General features: G+C 53.3%; 16 protein-coding genes and 1 pseudogene. All 17 read right to left on the bottom strand.

Annotation, left to right across the window (positions count from 1 at the left end; all coding sequences use genetic code 11):
- Positions 1 to 12: 12 nt before the first annotated feature.
- Positions 13 to 468 (bottom strand): type VI secretion system baseplate subunit TssE, encoded by a 456-nt coding sequence (gene tssE, locus CWR52_RS19080; RefSeq protein WP_104950437.1) that lies wholly within the window; start codon positions 466 to 468, stop codon positions 13 to 15.
- Positions 468 to 1013 carry a type VI secretion system lipoprotein TssJ gene (tssJ, locus tag CWR52_RS19075; protein ID WP_104950436.1) on the bottom strand — a complete coding sequence of 182 codons (546 nt, stop codon included), beginning with the start codon at positions 1011 to 1013 and terminating at the stop codon, positions 468 to 470. The genes tssE and tssJ overlap by 1 nt, the downstream gene beginning before the upstream one ends.
- Positions 991 to 2076, bottom strand: coding sequence for a type VI secretion system baseplate subunit TssG (gene tssG, locus CWR52_RS19070; protein ID WP_104950435.1), 1086 nt, complete (start codon positions 2074 to 2076; stop codon positions 991 to 993). Before tssG ends, tssJ begins: the two co-directional genes overlap by 23 nt.
- Positions 2040 to 3794, bottom strand: coding sequence for a type VI secretion system baseplate subunit TssF (tssF, locus tag CWR52_RS19065; RefSeq protein WP_104950434.1), 1755 nt, complete (start codon positions 3792 to 3794; stop codon positions 2040 to 2042). Before tssF ends, tssG begins: the two co-directional genes overlap by 37 nt.
- A gap of 63 nt (positions 3795 to 3857) precedes the next feature.
- Positions 3858 to 4130, bottom strand: a pseudogene (locus tag CWR52_RS19060) (PAAR domain-containing protein); the annotation flags it as partial.
- A gap of 31 nt (positions 4131 to 4161) precedes the next feature.
- Positions 4162 to 5763 carry a type VI secretion system protein TssA gene (gene tssA, locus CWR52_RS19055; RefSeq protein ID WP_104950432.1) on the bottom strand — a complete coding sequence of 534 codons (1602 nt, stop codon included), beginning with the start codon at positions 5761 to 5763 and terminating at the stop codon, positions 4162 to 4164.
- On the bottom strand, positions 5763 to 8891 hold the full coding sequence (locus CWR52_RS19050; RefSeq protein ID WP_252152200.1) for an ImcF-related family protein: 3129 nt from the start codon (positions 8889 to 8891) through the stop codon (positions 5763 to 5765). The genes tssA and CWR52_RS19050 overlap by 1 nt, the downstream gene beginning before the upstream one ends.
- 339 nt (positions 8892 to 9230) lie before the next feature.
- Positions 9231 to 10454, bottom strand: coding sequence for a hypothetical protein (locus CWR52_RS19045; protein ID WP_104950430.1), 1224 nt, complete (start codon positions 10452 to 10454; stop codon positions 9231 to 9233).
- Positions 10455 to 10688: 234 nt separating this feature from the next.
- Positions 10689 to 11444, bottom strand: coding sequence for a DUF6708 domain-containing protein (locus CWR52_RS19040; RefSeq protein ID WP_104950429.1), 756 nt, complete (start codon positions 11442 to 11444; stop codon positions 10689 to 10691).
- Between the two features lie 44 nt (positions 11445 to 11488).
- Positions 11489 to 12286 (bottom strand): DUF6708 domain-containing protein, encoded by a 798-nt coding sequence (locus CWR52_RS19035; RefSeq protein ID WP_104950428.1) that lies wholly within the window; start codon positions 12284 to 12286, stop codon positions 11489 to 11491.
- A gap of 44 nt (positions 12287 to 12330) precedes the next feature.
- A complete protein-coding gene (locus CWR52_RS19030) occupies positions 12331 to 13140 on the bottom strand; it encodes a DUF6708 domain-containing protein (RefSeq protein WP_104950427.1) in 810 nt (269 codons plus the stop codon).
- 44 nt (positions 13141 to 13184) lie between these two features.
- Positions 13185 to 13973 (bottom strand): DUF6708 domain-containing protein, encoded by a 789-nt coding sequence (locus CWR52_RS19025; RefSeq protein WP_104950426.1) that lies wholly within the window; start codon positions 13971 to 13973, stop codon positions 13185 to 13187.
- Between the two features lie 40 nt (positions 13974 to 14013).
- Complete coding sequence (locus CWR52_RS19020; protein ID WP_104950425.1) at positions 14014 to 14808, bottom strand: DUF6708 domain-containing protein; 795 nt, start codon at positions 14806 to 14808, stop codon at positions 14014 to 14016.
- Between the two features lie 20 nt (positions 14809 to 14828).
- Complete coding sequence (locus tag CWR52_RS19015) at positions 14829 to 17900, bottom strand: T6SS effector BTH_I2691 family protein (RefSeq protein ID WP_252152167.1); 3072 nt, start codon at positions 17898 to 17900, stop codon at positions 14829 to 14831.
- Positions 17900 to 18793 (bottom strand): hypothetical protein, encoded by an 894-nt coding sequence (locus CWR52_RS19010; RefSeq protein WP_104950423.1) that lies wholly within the window; start codon positions 18791 to 18793, stop codon positions 17900 to 17902. Before CWR52_RS19010 ends, CWR52_RS19015 begins: the two co-directional genes overlap by 1 nt.
- On the bottom strand, positions 18793 to 21135 hold the full coding sequence (locus tag CWR52_RS19005; RefSeq protein WP_104950422.1) for a type VI secretion system Vgr family protein: 2343 nt from the start codon (positions 21133 to 21135) through the stop codon (positions 18793 to 18795). Before CWR52_RS19005 ends, CWR52_RS19010 begins: the two co-directional genes overlap by 1 nt.
- Positions 21132 to 23786: a type VI secretion system ATPase TssH gene (tssH, locus tag CWR52_RS19000; protein ID WP_104950421.1), complete on the bottom strand. Its 2655-nt coding sequence runs from the start codon at positions 23784 to 23786 to the stop codon at positions 21132 to 21134. The genes CWR52_RS19005 and tssH overlap by 4 nt, the downstream gene beginning before the upstream one ends.
- Positions 23787 to 23841 lie beyond the last annotated feature (55 nt).

The following is a 23841-nucleotide window of genomic DNA, read 5'->3' as shown; positions in this document are numbered from 1 at the left end:
TGTTATCGGACCTTATATACGAAGATTGGTGTCGAGATACTGCTGTTCCCTGAGATGTCTTAACAGAACCCGCCCTTCGGGCATAAATTCAGTTCCGTAGCGCACCAGGCCAATCCCTTTAAGTTCAGCGTCAATGGCATAGCGCAGTTCGCCGGGGACGTTCTGTTCCAGCAGGACAACGGTTATTTTTTTCAGGCGGGGTTCATATTTGAGCAGGACGGCAGACAATGTGCCCATCAGTTCATGGGCCGTTCCCGGCATGCCCTGCAGGATTTTGGTCATATCCGGCAGGCCGTAGTCAGGCAGATGTGCCAGCGTGCCGGCACGACAGTTGAGGATACGCTGCATGTTATCCAGTACCGAGAGGATGACCTGATTTTCCTCACTGACCTGGTTGAGATTGAGGCCTCCTGTAAAATTTCCCGTTAGCATTTCATACAGCGAAGGCGTGTTATGTCCGTAGGGCATCAGTCGTCCTTAAGCGGTTGCAGCGTCAGAGAGTTATCACCTGCTTTCAGGATACGCGCTTTATCCGGATCCAGGTCACTGCGTTTGATAACCTGCTTCCAGGCGTTGTTGTCCATATCCGGATGGCGGAACAACCCTACCACCGCGACAAACTGCGCCTTTTCTTCCATTGGCATATCAAGGTTTGCATCGCCACCCGGTTTCACCACGACATCACGACTGGCCAGCATGTCGTCTTTCAGAATGGTGCTATCATCCTGAAGCAACTGCTGATACACCGTCTTATCAAAGGTTTTGCGGTCTTTGAGCTGGTAAACCCTTATCACCACCGGCTGAGACAGCGAGTTACTTTCACGGGAGTCGGTGTTCAGCGCTTCACGTGCGGTGAAATCCAGATGCAGGATTTTAATTTTTTTATAGAACACAGAATTAAACGCCGATTTGGTAGCGTCGGTGACGCTCTGCGTTACCCCACAGCCCGTCAGAGTGAGTGCTATCAGCGGCATCAGCCAGCGCGTAGTCTTAATTAAACTTGTACGTAACACGTCTGTTTCCTTGTTGTGTTTTTGCAGGCTCCAGGCCACTGTAATAACCCAGCTCTGTCGTAAAGGTTTCAGGAATATCATCCGGAAGGCTATCATCATCAGCGCCCAGCACGCCGTTCAGCCCCAGCCAGAAAGGATTTTCTCCAAGCGGTGGAGCGGCCAGCAGACGTACGGAAGTGGTCAGGGTAATTCTGGCTTTAAACCGCCAGCCCAGATATACCCGTAGCATTACCAGGAAATCCAGGTACAACTGGCCATCGGGTTTCCAGCCCTGCGCTTCCTGTTCGTTGTCCGTTGCGAGAGCAACCAGCAGTTGGCTGCCGGCATCCATCGCTTCGTCACCCAGAGGCGTATTGCCATCAAGCAGAAACTCTTCGTCACCGTAAAAACCCAGCGGCCTGTCAATCTCTACAGGCCGGAGACAATACGGACTCACCTGCACCGTCGTATCGGGCGCCAGCAGGCGCACCAGTGCCTGCATCCCTTCCTGAGTTTTGCCCGGCTGCTGCAGCACACCCAGTAGCGCCAGAAAACGGGACACTGGCGTGGCTATATGATTCGCAGTGCCCGGTATTCCCAGACCAACCAGACCCAATAACGACTGCGAAATGCTGTCGGTACCGCCGGGCTCAAACGTGGCCGGATACGAGTATTTACGCCAGACGCGGTAAAACTGTGTCAGGATGCGATGACTGAAAATATCCAGAAACCCCTGCAGCGCCTCATGTCCTTCCCGGCGCTGGGAAATGTCATCGAGATAGGCAGTCGGTAGAGGCGAATCAACACCGTACATCCCCATAAAGGTCGTGCGGATAAGCGGTGGCCTGCTGTCATCATCCTCGTCATACTCGACAGCCTTCAGTTCACTGGCCGGGAATCCCATTCCAGGGTGCGGCGCAAAGCGTACCGGGTCATCCGCCGGATGGCTGGTTGAGCCCATCAGCGGCCTGTCCGGATGGCGCTTCTCCAGTAGCTGGCATAAACGATAAAAGTTGATGCGGTGAAGATCGGCCTCCAGCCGCGGGGTCAGCCGGGAATGCGGTGGTTGTGCTTCTCTTCCCATTCCAGGCGCTCTCCGGTAGGTTGCAGAATAATAATCAGGCGGTTAAACAGATAGATATCGGTGTACAGTGCAAAGAAGCGGCTCAGCATCTCGCCGAACAGACAGATATCGCCGCGCCCGGCAAAGCCGTTGCTCTCAAGCGTCACCTCAATCTGCACCCCGCGCACCAGATATCCCTGCTCAAAGCGTTCCGTTTCACTGTGCTTCACATCGATAATCGCCTCCAGACGACGGCGGTTCATCTCGCTGTCAGTCCACTCGTACAACGCCAGCGTGCCGCGCAGCACGTCGGGATTGTCCATCATCGACAGGAAGCCGCTGCCGAGATGGCTCAGCACACGCCAGTGAAAGCGATCCTGTGCCGGGGGATAACAAGGCAGCGTCGGCGCACACAGATTACGCACGGCGATACTGGCTGAAGTGGTTTTCATCACTGTATCGAGCACGGTACTTTGCAACGCTCTGCGAGGTAGTTGGCCATTGGTGCCGGTTAGCGTCAGCGACAGGCTTTCATCCTCCGGCACCGTGTGGTTATCAAACGCTTCCCCGCCGAGGATAAGCCAGGTGTTATGCAACCCCGACGGGCCACGGCGCACGCGGGTGTGGTAGTAATATTCCGGGGCTTCATGGCGCATCATTCCGCCCTTGTGGCGGAAGCTTGAAAATGGCACGTAGGTATGCTGGCTTGATGACATCACCGAATCCACAGCGTAAATCTCGGTATGGCCATCCTGCACGCGCATCGGACGTAGCATGTACTCTGTCTGCAGTGAGTTCAGCGTCAGCGGGTCTGATTCCAGCGGGAACAGGTTAATCACCGGCACGCAATTCATGCGCAGATGCTTTTCGGTAAAGCTGAAATCATGCTCCCAGCGCTCTGTCAGCACCACGTCGATTTCAAACCAGGGGAGTTCAGCTGGAAAGGCCACGGTTTCCAGCCCACGCAGCCCCGTGAACATGAATTTCTCACGGAAGGTGAAGTACTCCAGCAGCAACTGATAGCCGCTAAAGCTGCTGCTTCCCTTCGGCCACAGGACGTCATCATCGCCAAAGCCCAGCGCGGTGAAATACCCGTCGAGCGGTCTTCTGTCCATGTCGCCCGGCACCCGCAGCCAGAGGCGCGCTGTATTCATGGTAAAGGCTTCATGCATGGCGCAGGCCAGCGGTGCATCAGCGTTGAAGTAGAGCGGGATCTGGCTGAGATCGATACGACTCCAGTCGGCAAGATGGCTGCAGTTAAAGCGCAGGCTGATAACCGAACGCCCGTCAGGGTCAGTCGACAGGCGGGCTTGCTCCAGCGATAACGGCAGGAGGGTGATCTCTTTGGTTGTGGTGTACCGACAACGCGTGGCCTTCTCGCCGATCGGCCGCGAGTTCACTTCGAAACCTTTGGCGATGCGCATCTGCTCTTTCATCTCGCGCCAGTCAGGGGTGAACTCCACCACCGACATCGACGGTATGGTGCGCAGATAATGCGGCCACAGCAGGCTGACCAGCCCTTCGGTCAGTTCAGGCAGGTCGTCATCGAGCTTTTCACGCAAGCGCCCCATCAGGAAGGCAAAGCCCTCGAACAGGCGTTCAACATAGGGGTCGCGCGCTCCGGCTTTATCAAGGTTGAGCATTGCTGCCTGCTCGGGGTGAGCACGGGCAAATTCTTCGCCGGCTTCCAGCAGGTAGCGCATTTCGGCGTCATAATAACGCAGGGTTAAATCGTCCATAAAAACCTGAGTGTTGTGTGACCATCCGGCTAAGCGTGCCGGTGAAGAATGAAGGCTTTAAGCTTCGTAGGTGCGTTCCCGATGGGAGGGTATCAACGTCGCCGCGCACGGGCATCCACTTTTACTGTGTAACGTGCCCGCAAACTTCCGACCATTCACTAAGTTTTGTGGAATAGCGCCAATAATTTTATAAGTGCCGGCATGTTTCCCGCACGTCACACTGTCCTGTTCGCGTGTAACTGGGATCCCCTCAATCGTGTTAGTTGGATCGCCCTCGATGATCTTCCCTCCACAGGTGGTTTTATCCCCCTGCACCAGATAGTAACCTTTCGCCATTTGTCATCCTCCTTGCAAAATTCAGTTCACGCTAACCACACAGCACCGCAGCACTGGCAGGATCAAGTACGATAAGACCAGCCAGAAGCAAATCCATCTCTGGCTGAAGCCGTGCTTTGTCGGTTTCACTGCGGGTGGCTTTTATACGCAACAGTCTGAGGCGACGCGATTTCACTTCAAACAGCAGCGCCGGTGTCCACTGCGTAAGGGTGATTGATTCCGCTGCACCATCAAGTTCACCCAGCAGATGCAGCGCCAGTTCATTCCTGCCCTTCTGCTCGGCCACGCGGGCCATCAGCAGACGCAGCAGCCATTTGTCTTTCGTGGAGTCCGACCCCGGACGTGTCTGAAGCCAGTGGAGTGCGGCATCCAGGCCATCCGAATCCGCTTTCTCAAGCGCTTCCGGCTCGAGGGCCAGAATATCGTTGCCCGTCTCACTGACAGCGCTGACCGGCTCATCACGCCAGTTGGACATATCGTCCAGCACGCTTTGATTTATCCAGTTGAGCGTGACCTCATCAGCAAACGGCGTTCCGTCATTAAAGGCCAGGGTTTCAAGTCCGGTGAGGCGTCGCAGCAACCCTCTCAGGTCGGCGATGATGATGTCGGCCAGCACATCCTGACCCAATTTCACCAGAGCCTGGTGGATATACCACTGCAAATCCAGCCAGAGGTGATTAGCACCACGCGAGAAGGTGCTGTCCGCCTGTTCCAGTATCTCCAGCCAGCTCTGCTGCAGATATAATCGTTTGAGCATGGCCCTTTGATCAGCCCGCGGCGGTTCAATGCGCGTTTTCCCCTCGGCATCCGGTGCAGGGATCGCTCTCAGCGTGTCATGACGCAGGCTTTTCATAAGCCGGTGTGCGGGAAGCCATCCATCGGGTTGTTCACGTAAATACCCCGCCAGAGTACGTGCCTGACTCAACAAATCCTGACCGGACGTGATGCGGCTCAGGGCTGGAGCGTCATGCTCTGTCGTGTGTGCAGAGGTCTGTGGCTGAGGGTTGTTACTGGCGTTCTGCGGAACTAAAGCATCCACGCCACCATCCTTCATCAGGCGGGACTCCAGCGCGCTGTAAAGCGCATTCAAATCCGGCCGCGACGCTTCTGGCTCAGCCTCAAGACAGCTGCGGATGAGCAACAACGCACCGGTAGTGCGCATAGCATCGTCGCGTACCACTTCAGGCCACAGGGACAGACTATCAAGCAGACGAGAGCCTGCGAGCCACTCCAGCGCCGGCTTACGGCTTCGTTCCCGCTGCGGATGAAGCTGCGCTCCATAGCGCTGCAGTAATCCCGCCAGCAGTTCAAGCCCTTCGCCAAAGCCAGCCTCGCCATCCTGGTGCAGACGGGCCCAGCAGTAATAGGTCGCAATACGGATATCTTTGGCGGTAGCGGTCAGCAGTTTTTCAGCAAGCGTACAAATCAGCCCGGTATCGATGCCGGAGAGTTTATTAACCTCCTCTCTGATACGCTGAAAATCATCGTCATATCCCGGTTCCTCCCCAGCAGGGCAGGTATCGTTGACAGGAGCAAGCCAGGGATGCCAGCGTTCCGTGCGCGCCTGCGCCTGCTGTCGCAGCTCAATTTCATCCGCCTGACAGGCGGCGATCAGATTCTGCAAAGTGCTCATTATTCGATTCCATCCATGTCACTGATTTCCGTATTGGCCATCAGAGCCTGAGCCGTGGCCGCGCTGTCAACGCTGAAAATCTGGTCCGGCAGCTTGAAGCCGCGCAGTGCCAGTAATGCCAGCGGCCCGCTGCCCAGCTGTGAACGCAACACCCACTGCAGCGTACTACCATCCGGGGCAGTAAAACTCACCATCCACTGACTGCGGTCAAGCTGCTGGCGCTTGCCCTGATCCAGCCAGCGAATAAAGCCCCAGGTCCCGCTGTAATCCCCAAACAGACGCGCACCGGCGTTGACCGCGGTCCAGGTCAGCATGGTTCCCGGCTTGTAAGTCTCTCCCGGCCAGCGGAAGGACTGCCAGTCAGCCATCTGGTTAAAGTAGTGCAGCTTTTGTCCATCCATGGTCAGTTGTGTTTCCACAACCTGCGATGCCGGGCGTGCCTGCAGCTCGAAGCTGATGCCCTGACTGCCATCGGTAAACAGAATGTCTGACAGCTCGCTCAGCTGATTAATGGCCCGCAGAAAAGCTGGGTTAAAACTCAGCCCCTGGCTGTTGACCTTATCCGGTACCCACTGGCTACCTTCTTTGTGAAGCACCCCACTGAGTTCTGTGGTCAGGAATCTATCTATGCGACCACTGTCTTTACGGATAAACTCTGCCAGCATCGGCAAAGAGGCGTCACTCTTGCTCGCTGCAAACGGGAAGCGCTCTTCAAAGGCGGTGCGCCAGTTCGCCACTACGGATCGGCTCCATTTGTCATTCAGGCTCGCCGCCGACGGCTGGAGTACAGTCTCCCAAGCCTGGGTCAGCGGCTGTACAAACATCGTGCTACCAAAACCACTCCACTCTTCACCAAGGCTTGCCGAAATCAGACTGCCATATTGCTGGGTGTCGGTCAGGTCAACGCTTTTCCCCTGAAATACGGTCTGCGCCAGGGTTTGCATCATCTCCTGCGGGTCAGAAGCGCTGGCCACCTGCTGCAGGCGAAGACGCACGCGAGTGATACGGGTCAGATAGGTCTGCAGGCTCAGAGAGTTGTCAGCCGACATGACGTTGCTGCCCGTGTTTTTGCCGAGAAGCTGAAGCAGCGGACCGAAAGTTTCATCCAGCGGCCCCTGTGGACCTGTCGCAGACTGGTCAATTGCGGGTTTGTCTTTTCCACCAACCAGATCTTTTGCCGATTTGATAATGGAGTCCGAAAGGCCTTCGCTTTTCTGGCCGGTCTGCCCCTGCCAGGCGAGAGTATTCATCAGGGCAATCAGTGGAGACTGGCGGACATCACTCATCAGTGTCAGCTGGTCGGTCACATCGGCAATATTGTTCGCAGGATTCCAGCGCAGACTGTTAAGGAAGTTCAGCCAGCTGCCGGCAAAGTCAGTGAAGTAACGCTCAGTCAGGCGTGCTTTGAGCGCTTCAGGCAACATGTCCGCCGATACGGCTTTACGGGAATCGCTCAGCACCCAGTCAATCTCATCCCGTCGCGAGTTTGCGGCCTTTTCGATAGCCTGCTGAATGCCCCCTTCCCAGGCCTGTCGAGTGAACATGCCCGGCACTACTTCATCGGTGGTGAACAGTCGCCGTGCATCGGTACCGCTGGTCATGTCTTCGAGGGACACATCGGCAAAGTTACGGCGTACCGATTTGAGCATATTCTCGTACAGCGTGCTTTCTGCATTGCGGCGGCCAATCTGCTGCAATAGCACCTGGCGGCTCTGGCTAACCAGCTGTGCATCCGGCGTGATTTTCCACTGTGGTTGTTTTGGCAGTTCAGAGATATAGAAGGCCCATAAATCCGGTGACAGGCTTTGCCATAACCCGGTGGAGATCCCCATACGCGTTGGCTGCACGGTTTTCATAGTTTGTGCATAAAACACGCCGTCGACTTTATCCGGACGGGCCATCATCAGCCAGGCTTTAAGCTGGTCATAACCCGGTTTCGCCAGCTGTGCACGCTGGTCGCTGTTTGGCGCTGAGTTGATCAGGGCGGTGAGCTTTTGCGCCAGGGCAGCATTTGCCGGGTCGCGTATTAGCCGGTTATTCGCCACGCCATACCAGGGCAGCATTGCGTTTAGCAACTGCTGATTATGATCAAGCCCAAAGCGCTGATACCAGGGAGTTCCCTCCTGAACATTGTGCAAAAGGCGGCCGGCATCGTTTCGCAGTTCATGCAGTGCCGTCAGCTGATAGTCGGATACGGAAGAATGCTCGACCAGGGCATGAGCCTGCTGCGCAACAGAAACTATCTGTGATCGGTTGACGGCAAACGACAGCAGCGTCCCCGCCCCCCAGACACAGATAATGGTCAACAGCGTCCATGCGAGGGTCTGCTCCCACGCCATACCGACACGACGGCCACGTACGCGTGTACAATCATTAACGATTCCCTGCCAGGTCACCGGCAGGGTCAGAACATGGCGTTGTGATTCCGGGATATACTGCTCAGCGTCGGCTGTTCCCGCTGGCGTACAGGCAGATTTATTCTCCGGCAGGCTGAACATCAGCCCCCGCAGCGGAACGCGCTGCTGAGAAACAGAGAGCCATGGCACCAGTTGCTGAGCCCAGCGGGTGACAGTGCCGTCCTTCAGCTGCTGGCTCAGGCGCAGCAGAAAGTCGTGGCTGTTCTTTTCCGCGACCTGGCTCATACCCCGCACCCGCAGGGGCGACAGCATCCGCTCCAGCTGGCGGATAATATCGTCTTCTTTTGCGCGTGGTGGAAAGCTTGCGCCTACCGCCTGCTCAGGACGCGTACCCTGCGACCAGTTACTGCTGCACAGTTGCCACAGCCAGACCGGAGCGGAATAACGCAGCAGTTCGCTGATTTTTTCCAAGCCGCGTAAATCGCTGTCGCTGATTTGTGGGGTCAGATTAAGCGACTGCGGCAATACACGGACAATCCCGTCCAACGGACGCCCGCGGCGTAGTTTACGCAGCGCGATGTATTTTTCTCGGTCAGGCTCCGATGCCAGGCTGCCGCCGTAAATCAGCACGGTGCGGTTGCCTTCAAGCCACTGCTGCTGTTGCAGGCCGGGCACCAGTTGTTCGATTGCCGCCTCATCTCCAGTGATTAATAGCAGACGAGTTTTGTGGTGCCAGAAGAAGGTATATCGATGGCGGAGGTGATCGCGAATCTGAAGACTTAAAGCAACAGAAGGGGTAACAGAAGATACAGTTACTTTGGCTAGTTCTTTGACATCGTCACCCTGAGAATTCTTACGCTTTTTATTAAAACTCTGCCTTCCTTCTGCTTTTGCGCCGAAATAAAGAAAGAGTGCAAATGCCAGTATCGCTAAGCTTCCCGCCGCAGAGCCGTAAAACCATTTATACCAGGTGGGAGTATCCTTAATAAGATTCAATTTTTCGGGGTACCATTTAGTCAGGCAGAAAATCCCCCCCCCCAACCCCCAGAGCGACCAGCATTAAACACCAGAATCCCAATTCTGGTTTCTTAATCTTTGATAGAATATACCTCATTCTTCGCGCTCCTCATCGGGTACTGTAGGGGATACAACCATATTCCAGAACTTTCCATTCTGCTGTTCGCGACAAATTAATAAATGATGCACCCGCTGTTGCTGCATCGACTGTGTGGCAGCAACAATAGCTAACCAGACTCCGGTCTTTCCCGGATCGCCAAGATAATCGTTAAAATTGTGAGTGCCTGTCTTTTGAGATACGTTTTTGAGGTCAGAATCTGCAATCGCCTTTATAAGAGTGGCGTAACTATCCATCTCAGCCTCCACGCCACTTAACCAGAGATGTTGTATTTCACTACTTTTTACTGGCCCCCAGTCCAGCGCCTGCGTAATGGCATAACGCAAGTCCTCATCGGTACCTTCACCAGATTCCGGACGATGAAGAATAGCAAGTGAGGGAAGCGTTTCTTGCGTAAGACGATTGCCAAACAATACTCCACATATCGCTTCTGCAGAATCTCGGGTATTAATGGGCGCATAATGCCAGGACAAAACCAACAAGAGGGCATCACTTCGAATATTGTGATCCAGCCATTCATCAACGGCCTGAGCACCAAAAGAATTAATACGGTTTAAGGTTTGTTGAATACCTGCATTCTGCCATGCCTGCTGCCATAAATTAATGGCTTTTTTCTCAGGTATTGATGACGTGAAATCCAGTAACACCATGACAGGTCTTTCCTTTGGATAAGCAGAAAACGATATTGCAAGCCTTTCGGCAAGGACTGCGAAAAGCAGGCTAAGATGCATTTCTTCTTTAATTTTTATTGGCCTTGGCAACTGGCTTAAGCGAACATTTTCTTCACCACGCCAGGAGCGTTGGGGGAAGAAAACATTTTCATTATTCACAAGACTATTACTTCCTGATGCAAATGGAGTTTCACACAGAGAATGCGCGGTACAGCACTCAGCGAATAATATTTGTAACGCCCTCCGTCCCCGTCGGACCTCCTGGATAATGGTTTTCTCTCTTAGCATGTCATGTGAATTCGCCACTAACTGCTGGACCAGATAATTAATAAACCTGACAAAAATCACGCCACCTATAATCACTGTGGGCACAATAACAGAAAACCATACGTTGTTATTCCCGGTGAATAAGCGAGACAGGGTAATACTCAGACCAATCAGAATCACAAGAACCATTAGTGCTCGTACGAACTTTGGCGGTGCAGGTCTGACACTTGGCTCTGGGATATTTTTTAAATCAACAGGCATAGGTTTGATCTTACGGTGGGGGTGATTAATAGCAACCTAAAATGACATGAAAAAGTGACACCACTTTTCAACTAGTATTTCGCAGGCCAATATAAAGTTAAGCTATTGATGAGCGAATTAACCCTGGCTACGATTTATCAAAAGTGTGTAGTACCATAATGCGGCTTCCTTGTCGGGTTAGCGCTCCAGTTGAGTATTGAGTTTCAGTCTATTGCCCCCGGTTGGTTTTATCCACTACGGCCTGATTGAGTCCTGCGGGGCAGTCGTGGATTCTCGCTCCATATCTTCTGGCCATTTATCTGCCTTACGTGGTCGCCAGAAATCCGGACGGCCCTTAAATCTCGGCTCCGGCAAGTCGGATTCGCCTTTCATATAGATGCACAGATAGCTCCAGATTTGGTTGAGCTGCTCCCGCTCTTCCCACTCTTTTGCCAGCAGAAAACGATCCACTACGTTATACGTGCCAGGTTCACAAATCGCTCCGTATAAGTGATATCCTCTGTCACCACCTACTCCGGAAAACATGATTTCACCATACACATCTGCCCAGTTGTACACCTTGATGGAAACTGGCCAGTTCAGCCACGGAAGACGTGAACGGTTGTAATTAAATATATAAAGCTTTTGTCGTTTACGGTTTAGACGAATGGGTTGATCTCGAGGGGTAATAAAATATATTTTTAAAAAGAATAACAAAAATGAAAACAGTACAGCAGTAGAAACAAAAGAAAACATATAAAAACCAATTGAAACGAAAAGAAATATAAAATAAAACATTACACCGACTACTAATGCTGATAGTGGAAGCATCATCAACCAAGATACCTCCGTACTGTATCGCGGCACCTCCAAGTAAATATCATTTCGCGTTGTCATGCAACGCAACTGAGGTGGTACAAGCTGAAGCTCGTGGTTTTCAGGCATATCTTCCCGCCAGCAGGTGATCGGCGGATTCAGTCTTGGCTGTGATTCAATAGTAAGTAGTGGCATTGTGTCGCATCCTTAACGAATTAACTGTCCAGTTGAGTGATCAGTTACAGGCTATTATTCAGGCGGATTTTATCAGTCCAGGATTGCAGAGTTTCAGTTGGAGCTGTGGTTGACTCGCGTTCCATTTCATCAGGCCACTTATCTGCCTTTCGCGGTCGCCAGAAATCCGGACGGCCCTTAAATCTCGGCTCCGGCAAATCGGATTCGCCTTTCATATAGATACACAGAAAGCTCCAGATTTGGTTGAGCTGCTCCCGCTCCTCCCATTCTCTTGCCAACAGAAAACGATCCACAACATTATAAGTACCTGGCTCGCAAACTGCACCATACAGACGGTATCCCCGGTCTCCTGGCGTAGGGGAAAAACTGATTTCGCCATAAACATCTGCCCAATTGTACACCCTTATGGAGACTGGCCAGTTCAGCCATGGAAGGCGCGATCGGTTATAGTCGAAGATATATATTTTTTGCCGTTTACGGTTCAGACGAATAGGCTGGTTACGTGAGGCGGAAAAATATACTTTCATGCCCCAACTCGCTATAACCGAAAGAATCAAGGCAGTTAATAGTCCAATAGTGATAAATACAACAATACCAGTTAAAAAACAGGAAATGACAATAAAAATAATTAACGATGTAAGAAAAATTGACCAGAAAAGCATCCCTCGCCATATGACATCCGTACCGTAGCGTGGCACTTCCAGATAAATATCATTTCGTGTTGATAACCAACGCAGTTGGGGAGGCACTAACTGCGGTTCGTGGTTTTCAGGCATATCTTCCCGCCAGCAGCTGATCGGCGGATTCAGTCTTGGCTGCGATTCAATAGTAAGTAGTGGCATTGTGTCGCGTCCTTAACGAATTAACTGTCCAGTTGAGCGATCGGTTACAGGCTATTATTCAGGCGGATTTTATCAGTCCAGGATTGCAGAGTTTCAGTTGGAGCTTTGGTTGACTCGCGTTCCATTTCATCAGGCCACTTATCTGCCTTTCGCGGTCGCCAGAAATCCGGACGACCTTTAAATCTCGGCTCCGGCAAATCGGATTCGCCTTTCATATAGATGCACAGATAGCTCCAGATTTGGTTGAGCTGCTCCCGCTCCTCCCATTCTCTTGCCAACAGAAAACGATCTACAACATTATAAGTACCTGGCTCGCAAACCGCACCATACAGACGATATCCCCTGTCTCCTGGTGTAGGGGAAAAACTGATTTCGCCATAAACATCTGCCCAATTGTACACCCTTATGGAGACTGGCCAGTTCAGCCATGGAAGGCGCGATCGGTTATAGTCGAAGATATATATTTTTTGCCGTTTACGGTTCAGACGAATAGGCTGGTTACGGGGAGCAATAAAATATATTTTAAACTCTAAAAATGCTAAGGAAGAAAATACAACAAGTGACACTAATCCCATAATTCCAAAAACATAACTTCCGCTTTTGGCCTGTAAAACAAGGGAAAACACCAACGTACCAATATCTAAAACGCACATTAAAACTGCACTAAATAACACCCCCCGCCAGATAATTTCCGTGCCAAAGCGCGGCACTTCCAGATAAATATCATTTCGTGTTGATAACCAACGCAGTTGGGGAGGCACTAACTGCGGCTCGTGGTTTTCAGGCATATCTTCCCGCCAGCAGCTGATCGGCGGATTCAGTCTTGGCTGCGATTCAATAGTAAGTAGTGGCATTGTGTCGCGTCCTTAACGAATTAACTGTCCAGTTGAGCGATCGGTTACAGGCTATTATTCAGGCGGATTTTATCAGTCCAGGATTGCAGAGTTTCAGTTGGAGCTGTGGTTGACTCGCGTTCCATTTCATCAGGCCACTTATCTGCCTTACGCGGTCGCCAGAAATCCGGACGACCTTTAAATCTCGGCTCCGGCAAATCGGATTCACCTTTCATATAGATGCACAGATAGCTCCAGATTTGGTTGAGCTGCTCCCGCTCTTCCCACTCTTTTGCCAGCAGAAAACGATCCACTACGTTATACGTGCCAGGTTCACAAATCGCTCCGTATAAGTGATATCCTCTGTCACCACCTACTCCGGAAAACATGATTTCGCCGTAAACATCTGCCCAGTTATAAGTCTTGATGGTTACTGGCCAGTTAAACCATGGAAGATGCGACCGGTTGTAATTAAATATATAAAGTTTTTGTCGTTTACGGTTTAGACGAAGAGGCTGATCGCGGGGAGCAACGAAAGACATCTTTAGAGCCAGAAGAACAAATGGTGATAGAGAAATTAAACCGACCAAAGAAAAAATATAAAATTTCATTAATACACAAACAAAAACAAAAACAACCGTCACCCCAAACATTAAAAATGCTATTGGTAGCATCATCCACCACGACACCTCCGTACTGTATCGCGGCACCTCCAGGTAAATATCATTCTGCGTTGTCATGCAACGCAACTGAGGCGGTACAAGCTGAGGCTCGTGGCTTTCTGGCATATCTTCCCGCCAGCAGCTGATCGGCGGATTCAGTCTGGGCTGTGATTCAATATTAAGTAGTGGCATTGTGTCGCGTCCTTAACGAATTAACTGTCCAGTTGAGTGATCAGTTACAGCTATTATTCAGGCGGATTTTATCATTCCAGGATTGCAGAGTTTCAGTTGGAGCTGTGGTTGACTCGCGTTCCATTTCATCAGGCCACTTATCTGCCTTACGCGGTCGCCAGAAATCCGGACGACCTTTAAATCTCGGCTCCGGAAAGTCGGATTCGCCTTTCATATAGATGCACAGATAGCTCCAGATTTGGTTGAGCTGCTCCCGCTCCTCCCATTCTCTTGCCAACAGAAAACGATCTACAACATTATAAGTACCTGGCTCGCAAACCGCACCATACAGACGGTATCCCCGGTCTCCCGGCGTAGGGGAAAAACTGATTTCGCCATAAACATCTGCCCAGTTGTACACCCTGATGGAGACTGGCCAGTTAAGCCATGGAAGGCGCGACCGGTTATAGTCGAAGATATATATTTTTTGCCGTTTACGGTTAAAGCGGAGAGGGAGGTTACGAGGAACAACAAAATACATTTTAACAAAAAAGGATATCATTGAGGAAAATATAAAGAAGCCGATAGATGCAAAAAGATAAAAAAGCATCGACAAGCAGAGAATAACAAAGAAAATCATTACTCCGAAAATTAAAACTGCTGTAAAAAGCATTCCCCACCAAATGACTTCTGTACTGTAACGCGGGACTTCCAGGTAAGTATCGTTCTGTGTTGTCAACCAACGCAGTTGGGGAGGCACTAACTGCGGCTCGTGGTTTTCAGGCATATCTTCCCGCCAGCAGCTGACTGGAGGATTTAATCTCGGTTGGGGTTCTTCAAAAGTGAGCAGTGGCATAAATTGACATCCTTATTGAATTAGCTGTCCAGTTGGGTGGTCAACTGTAAACTATAATCCTGCTGAGTTTTATCCGGCCAGTAGGTGACCGTCAACTCAGCGCCGGTGAAACGGGACAAGTTTAGCGGGAATTCACCATCCAATTGCAGCCCTTGCGGTTTTCCTTCTGCGACCAGCCAGCTGGCGTTCAGAGAGGTTGCAGATATTGCCTTTGTCATCACGGCGGGTACCATAGGCGTCAATTCTCCTCGACCAATCTGCTGGGCCGCTGTTTCATAGCTCTGCGGTTCTGGTGTTTTTAGTCCTGCTAGCTTTGCATCTGATCCACTGCGGGCCAGCACCTGATGTGATCCCCCCCCCGTAGCGGTCAGTTCCACCAGCCAGTCGGATCCCGTAGGGCTACAGTCGGCAAGGATAACCCGAGCCGCCATCATCCGGTTGCCCAGCAATCGAGTGTTATTCGTCATATCGGCGAACCAATCACCTACAAGTTGGGCAGACACGCCGCTGGCAATGACATGCAGCGCCTTCATGGCTTCGCGCATATCAGAGAAGCTCTCCTTATGCCACACCACCTCACTCTCATCACACTCGTCGCGGTTACCAAAGCAGGTATGTGTCAACCAGCGTTCCAGCGGTGAACGGGTATAAGCGTTGCCAATCGTCATCAACGTTACAGCCACGACACCCAGTGCGATGCACCAGCCAACTGGCCCCAGCACAACTGCTTCACTAAACAAAGCGAAATTACCAGCAAAGCTAAACCCAACCCCGATAGCTCCTGAAGTCACAGAAAGTAATGTAGCCCCAATATATAGCCCTGCTGCGGTCTTATCCCCAGATTTCCAGAGTTCATTAGCCTTGATCCCCAGCGCAATCCCATCCACTATCGCCGCCAATCCACCGATCACCCCGGCACTGCGGATCAAAAAATCACCTTTATTAAATAAGTTCAGCACCGCCGAGCCCTGGCCCAGTATTTCAACCCCGCAGGCCAGCGCAATCAGCGAGCCCGAGGTCATGGACATTTGCGCCTGAGTATCACCCGGCATCGCCGTTTTCAGGGCTTCAATATTATTGAAGGTGGTATTAATCAATATTCCGGCCAGGATCAACCCCAGCAGGCCACTCTGGAAATCGGTCGATATTGTGGCCTGGTAGCGGCCTATGCCGCGCATCTCTGCCGGGCCCAGCGCGATTTCACCGCGAGTTAATGAGTTATCAATCACATCCGGTGTCAGCATGGTAATGCCGGATAATTTCCCCTGATTGCTCAGCGGAGCCGTCAGGCGAACCTGGATTCTTTGCTGCAGCACGACCGGGTCGGTAACCTGTAACCAGTGCCCGACACGCGTTGAGCGCATTGCCCCGCCAGCCTCTTCGGTCTGCATAGTCAGGGGCGATTTCCCATGAACATCAAGCTGGGTGCGCAAAAGATTCTGATAATCCCGGATGGTCATTTCCCCGGTAAAAACGGTTACAACCGGGCTGCCTTCCGCCACATACGCCACCCCCTGCAACGTTCTTAACACACCGCCTTTGGCTGATTCAGACAGCAGGCTCCACAGACCGCTGTACGCCCCGCCAATCGCACTGACCAGGCTTGCGGCTAATTGCTGGTACGCTTTATTGTTAACAAAAGCGCTGGCCTCTTTGCTGTTCAGCACTGCTTTCAGGTTCGAATAGGTCAGCGATCCATTGAACACTTCTGCTGAAAAATCATGCTTATTGCGCAGCAAAGCCATCAGCGGTGGGCTCATTGGATCTTCCAGCCAGCCTGCCCACTGCGGTTTTTTGCCCCCTTGTTGGATTTTTTCAGTATCGCATCCGGCCAGGCTACCCTGGAGACAAGCGGTAATGGTTCGCAGCTGGAAGTGCCAGCTGACTACGCTGGTTTCCGGCGAGTAGTCGTTATTCAGAAGCACCAGCCACAGCGTAGAGGTATACAGATTGTCGAGGTCCTGCCAGATAGCTGCCATCTGTTGCTTATAACCGTCCACGGTTGACTGCCAACTGCTGGCAAAAGCCGCACGTGCAGGCTCGTCGTAGTATTCCTCCATGCGGCCCAGGGCTTTTCGTAACTCAATAGCAACCGCACTTTCACGGCTGACGGAATACGATGTGCTGTAACCCGGCGTGGAGAATCCCTGAATCTTCGGATCGTTTTCAGTCTGCTTTGTTGTGGATGCCCGTAGCTGCACAATCGCATCTGAAATGGTTTTCTGGTGAATGTTGCTCTTTTCAGACGTGTACGTGGCAAGTGCCTGAACCACATCCAGGCGACCGTGGTTAATTTCCTCCACCACGCCCACGACGTCATCCAGTACGATGGCTTTTACAGGAGCGCCATACTGCTGTTGCAGCTGAGCAATCTGGTTACCCAGGGCGGTTTGCTTGCTCTTTTCCATTCGCGGGTAAAAACCATGGGCCCCGTCAGGGTCGGCATCTTTGCCGACGACGGAAGGGAAAGATTCCGTCGCAAACTCCAGCGCGTTGCTTTTGAGCGCAGACAAAGAGGGATCGAGTGTCAGGCTCCGGCTTGCTCCTTCTATCGTCGCTTTTCCATCCGAGACGGTAACCTGCGTAAAACGTGTAGCAGGACGCTTTCCACTTTTATATTCATCCAGGACCGTTTTACACCATGGATCGCTGCTAAATCCGACCATCGCCTGCGAGTAGTTAGGATCAATATTGATGAAGCTTGCCAGCACATCATGGTTTTGCGTCAGGCATGCCGGGCTCAGTGAATCCACTGTTTCGCTTTCCGGCATCTCGTAGGCATTGAACTGACGTAAAAAGCCTTCGGCGGTGACCTGGTAGGCCTGCCAGACTGATTTGTCCAGCAACACATAAACATAGCCCTGACGCAAGGTGCGAAGGGCATATTTAAACTCCCCCCCGGTTAGCTCATTATCCTGGGGAGGAACCGCAGGTTGCCAACCTGTATTTACCAGAGGCTGTGGAATTGCGGCCACGCGCAGAGGATAAATGGCAACGCCCTCACGTTTACAGGCTTTACAACCTGACGGAACCACTGCTGCCTGCTGACTTGCTTCGGCGTTACTGCCTGCCTTATCTCGCGTACCCATCATTAAATTCCTTCCACTTTCGGCTCAGGCGAGCGCTGTTCCTGCCAGACTGCGTCCGGGAGCGTTTTCATAAGTTGCGTGAGATGCAAATCTGGATTGCTGGCCACTTTTTGCAGGAGCGTCTTCATTTCATCGTGTATGGTCACGCTGGCTGGTAACGTCAGCGAATTAAGTACGAGAAAAATCCGATCGCTCAGATGGTTAAGCCCAACCTTGCCCGATCCAGCCCAGGCTTTTGCTGCCTGTCGGGCAGCGTCTGTCGGTAGAGGTCCTGAGGTAAGACCCCACGCAGAAAGCAGACGCCAGATATCACGATAGTTATCCAGTACCTGTTCAGTCCCCCACTTTAGTTGCCACTCCTTACTGTTTACTGCACCTGACAAGACCGTCTGTTCTCCTGTAGCAGAAAGGAATATCCAGCGACCGATGGGTGCCAGCAACGTGGACAACTGAGCGGGATCTGCCGTGCTCCGTAACAGCTCAAGGCGCAAGGGTTCAAACACTGGCACAATTGCGCCCGGTCTGATTTTTTTACACAACTCTGCAAGCCAGGTCGCCATTTCTTGAGGATCTAATGAAGCGCTCATCCAGCCGCAAACGTAGCGTTTCTCATACAGGACTTCACCGAGAGCATATTCTTCACTCTCTTCAATTAACCTTTCATCGCAATTTTCGCCTGGCGAAGCCAGCAGCACTAACAATGGACAGTGCTCCGGTGTCCATGCCAGGTCTGGACGCAGTACCCGCTGCAAGAAATTAGAACCTTTCCCCTCTTTCAGGCAATCAGGATGCAAGGGATTCCACGACATTACTGGCTTCAATGGGTCGATTAACAAATACCGGTATTCATCCTGTCTCGCATTCAGGCATTCCGCTATCGTCGCAATACTCTTCATCAGCGGGCGCTCTCCACACAGGTTGCTTCAGGTGGTAATTCAGGCTGCACCGGACTGAAGCTTTGAGGGGCCAGTTGGTTGATACTGGCGCATTTGGCATTCACATCACCCGGAGTCAAAATCGTGATCCCCGACGGCTCAATCACCACCGCCGTTTTGCCACAGCTCAGCGTCAGTTTTTTACTGGCCTGGATATAAACCTCATCACTCTTGCTAATAATTTTCATGGCCTTCAGGGAGGTCAGTGCCATTTCATCCCCCTGAGCCTGAATATCCACCTTGCCTTTATTAGCGTAGATTTTGATACCCAGCGTTTTGGCAAACAGACTGATGATCTCGCCTGCCGCAACGGTGAATTTTTTGAAGACGCTAAAGTCACTGTTCTCGCCGGAGGTCTGAATAAAGTTCTGTCCGCTGCTGATTTGAATACTTTGCGGTGATACCTGAGCTATCCCGTCCGGGGCGCTCATCAGCAACGCGGACTGCTGCAGATCCTTGATAGAGGATTCCAGCAATGTTTTTTGTGCCTGGATCTGCGCGAGTTCAGCCTGTGCAGTGGCTACAGCATCGCTCAGTGACTTCGCTAACTGCTGCGCCTGATTGAGTGTCCCCAGCGCCGCATCCATCGCCAGAACCTGTCCCTGACCTTTGATTTGTGCATCGGCGGTGATGAAAATACCCTGCTGTGCACGAATAGCACCCCAGCTGTCCGTCCTGAGCTCAAACCCCTCACCGCGCTGCTGTTTCTCGCTGTCAACCAGGTGGCCGAGATTCAGCGAGCTCTTGCCACCGTACTCCGTGCTGACCTTGATGTGCTCTTTTCCACGCTCGTCGTCGAGGCGGATTTTGTTGTTCGCCGGCGTGCGCAGGACGTTGCGTTTGTAGTTGCGGATGGTGACGTGGTCGCCGTGCGCCGAGTCGTGCAGCACGCCGGCAATGTACGGACGGTCCGGGTTACCGTCCTCAAAGCCAATCGCCACTTCGGTGCCCGCCAGCAGCGGCAGGTGCAGGCCGTACGTGTCGCCTGCGTACGGGCGGGACTGGCGCACCCACAGGCTCTCGAACCCGGTTTCCCAGTTATCACGGTCAAACAGCATGTTGACGCGATAGCGACCGTCTTTATCGATATGCCCGTAGGTGTCATTTTCGGTGGTGCTGGTGACGCGGGCCGGTAAGGTGCCGGCCATCACCGGGCGTGAGCCAGGTTCCGGGCGGAAACCAAAATCGGTGCTGTCCGGGATGCCGTCAAAATCAACCGCAAAGTCCTTATCACGGCGGGCATACGTATGCATCGACGTGATGACCACGCCCTGCGCAAACACATCGGCCACTTCATACCCGCCGGTAACTTTCAGTACCTGACCCGGCGAGAGAGTCGGACAGCTGGTGATGCCCTGCGCCCGGGTCTGACCATTCAGGTAGCGTTCGTGACGAAGGCGGGCATAAAACGCCCCGGACTCCGGGGCCGGATTGCGGTCATAGGTGCTGCCCGGCGTCAGGTAGTTATCCGCCCAGTGATAGGCATCACCGTACGTGGTGACATCCCCGCGGGTCGCATCCACCAGGGTGTTCATGTCCTGCGTGGCCTGACGGTAGTTGTAGTCCCGGGTGCTGACCTGCTTCTGCACCACGTTGTGATGGCATTCCATTCCCCAGACTGAATCCACGCCTTTTGAATGCTGGCCCGATGGCGGTACCGACGGCAGCGTCAGACCTTTTTCATACCCCTGCTGGCTGTCGTAAAACTCCACCACGTCAATGTTGAGGCGCGTGTCGGTGGTGAAGCGAAACCAGATACCGACCTCACCCAGCAGGCGGGTGATGAAGTGCAGGTCATTCTCGCCGTACTGCATCACCTGCTCACGGCGCGGATACTCTTTAGTGAGCGAGAACAGAAAATCCTGGCCGCGCATACCGTGACGTTCGCGCAAGATTTTTTCCACGATTTGCGGGACCGACATGTCCTGGTAAATGGCGTTCTGGTGCGAGCGGTCAAGCAGCGCCAGTCGCGGCCGGAGCGTCAGGGCATAACGGGTTTCGTCTTTTGATGTGCCGAGGCGTTCAAAGCCGGTCACCACCCCCTGAAGGGTGCGCACGGCCTGCTGCACTCTGATGCCGTAACCCTGGTCTACCGGGGCCTGCAGCGTCAGGGAAGCCCCTTTCATCAGCATCATCTCTTTACTGATGGCGTGGTTACCGCTGGTGAATTCAATACGGTAGCGGAACGGTGTGCTCAGGGCTTCATCGCCTTCAAACGCCAGCACGTCGAGCGCGGACTCACAGCCTTTCACCGCCAGCAGGTGGTGGTTATGGCTGAACCTTAACGGAGGATTATTACTCATGCGTCCACTCCTTCCTGAACGTCAAATTCCAGGCCAATGCCCTCTTCTTCGCTCCAGCTCAGGTGTAACGACCGTGGTTTTTGTCTGTCGGCCATACGGGTCAGCAACTGCTGGCTCAGCACCGGCAGAATTTGTTGATTCAGCAGGCTGTCGATATTGCGCGCCCCGCTATCCGGCAGCAGGCAGGCGGCGGTCAGGGCGTCATACAGGCTCTCATTAATCTGCGTGGTCAGGCCGTAGTGGCGATGCAAGCGCTTGCTAACCTGTAACAGCTTCATTTCCACGATGGTACGCATGGCCGCTTCCGCCAGCGGACGGTAAATCACGGTCTGGAAGCGGGCCAGCAGCGCCGGCTGGAAGTGATCGCGCAGTATCGGACGCAGCAGCTCGTGAAGATCGCCTTCGCTGGCCTCCGGCTGTTCGTCGAGCAGCTGCATCAGGTGGTCGCTGCCAAGATTTGAGGTCATCAGAATGACGGTGTTGCGGAAGTCGATTTCACGTCCTTCGCCGTCGCGCATAAAGCCGCGGTCAAAGACCTGATAGAACAGGTTCATCACATCCCGGTGCGCCTTCTCCACCTCATCCAGCAACACCACGCTGTACGGACGCTTACGCACGGCTTCAGTCAGAATGCCGCCCTGACCGTAGCCAACGTAACCCGGAGGTGAGCCCTTCAACTGGGAAACCGTATGCGGCTCCTGGTATTCGGAGAGGTTAATCGTAATGAGTGACCTCTCACCGCCGTACATGACATCGGCCAGCGCAAGCGCGGTTTCGGTTTTCCCCACCCCGCTCGGTCCCACCAGCAGAAAGACGCCCTGCGGGCCATTCTCGGAGATGAGCCCCGTTTTTGCCGCACGCAGACGCTGGGCGATGGCCTCGAGCGCCACATCCTGCCCGACCACACGTTTACCCATTTCATTTTCCAGGGTCAGCAGTTCGGTCTGCTCATCTTTCATCAGCGATGACAGTGGAACGCCTGTCCAGTCAGCAATCACGTTGGCAACGGTGCGTACGTCAACATCCACGGAGAGCAACGGGTTGCTGTGCTGCATGCCGTTCAGTTCCTGCTGCAGCGCGCGCGTCTCGCTTTGACGGGAGATGTCCTGGCGGCTTTCCAGCAGTTGTTCGGTGAGTTTCAGTTCCTGCCCGTACTGCGTTTCAAGCTCGTCGAGAGCAACGATAAGAGCGTTCTCTTCCTGCTCAATGACGGTCAGGCGTTCACCATGGCTCTGATTGCCGACAGCAATATCTTCCAGCAGCGCCTGCTTCTCCATTTCAAGAGAGGTAATCTGCGAGCGAATGCAGGTCAGCTGTTCCGGCACCGTGTCGAGGCTCATGCGGACGCGCGCTGCGGCGGTGTCGAGCAGGTCAACCGCCTTGTCCGGCAGCTGGCGGCCCGTCAGATAGCGGCGGGAAAGCGTAACAGCAGCGCGCACCGCATCGTCGGTAATGTGCACGTTATGGTGCTCGGCGTAACGGGATTTCAAACCACGGAGCATCAGGCAGGCGGTGTCATCGTCAGGCTCATCGACTTTTACCATCTGGAAACGACGCTCCAGGGCCGCGTCGCGTTCGAAGTACTGCTTGTACTCGCTCCAGGTAGTGGCCGCAATGGTACGCAGTTCGCCACGCGCCAGCGCCGGTTTTAGCAGGTTCGCTGCATCGGCGCCCCCCGCCTGGTTGCCCGCGCCGATGATGGTATGCGCTTCATCAATAAATAGCAGGACCGGGGACGGGGATTGCTGCACCGCATCGATGACGTTTTTCAGCCGCTGTTCGAACTCGCCTTTCACGCCTGCACCGGCCTGCAGCAGGCCCAGGTCAAGGGTACGCAGAGTGACCGTTTTCAGTGATTCAGGCACATTACCCTCGACAATACGCAATGCCAGACCTTCAACCAGTGCGGTTTTCCCCACGCCCGGCTCGCCGACCAGAATCGGATTGTTTTTGCGGCGACGAGAGAGGATATCCACCATCTGACGGATTTCTGTGTCACGGCCATACACCGGATCGATCTTCCCTTCCTTCGCTTTGGCGGTGACATCGAGGGTGAATTTATCCAGCGCGTTCTGCAGCGCAGGGCTCAGTTCCCCCTCTTTCATTTCCACACCAGCCGGACGCCCGACAAACTCCACCTCACCACCGTGGTTCTGTGCCAGCTCGGCTTCGCGCTGCATTTCCGGACGCTCATCCGATTGCGCATCCAGCAACGGTCGCAGGCGCTCCAGCTGGCTCTGAGCAAGCGTTAACAACGGCCAAAGGCCGTCACAACGTGCCAGTTTTGGTTTTTCCACCAGGGCCATCAGCAGATGGACGCTGCGAATGTGCTCTTCGCCATTGAGTGAGGCAAGTAGCCAGGCTTGCTGCATCAGAGTCTGGATGTCATCAGAGAGCTGGGGCCGATGGCGCACGGAGCGAGGTTGTCTGTCGAGCCAGCCAAGTAAATCCTGCCAGATGCCATCCATATCCCATTCATAGCGACGCGCCAACACCGTCAGGTCACCTTCCCCCTGCTCCAGCAGCTTCAGCAGCCAGTGCTCCGGCAGAATTTCGGCATGGGCACGGGTCTGACAGAGCGAAGCTGCACCTTCCATCGCTCGGGCACAGTAAGGGTTCAGACGACGTAACAGGATGGCTGGATTTTCCATGAGATTCTCTCTTTGTCGGTTCCTGGACACGCTACCGCCCCTCGCTGTTCACCAA

The sequence above is a fragment of the Enterobacter sp. SGAir0187 genome, assembly GCF_002952735.2.
GTDB lineage: Bacteria > Pseudomonadota > Gammaproteobacteria > Enterobacterales > Enterobacteriaceae > Enterobacter > Enterobacter quasiroggenkampii.
The sequence above is the reverse complement of the archived record's forward strand: the minus strand, read 5'-3'. Positions and strand labels throughout refer to the sequence as shown.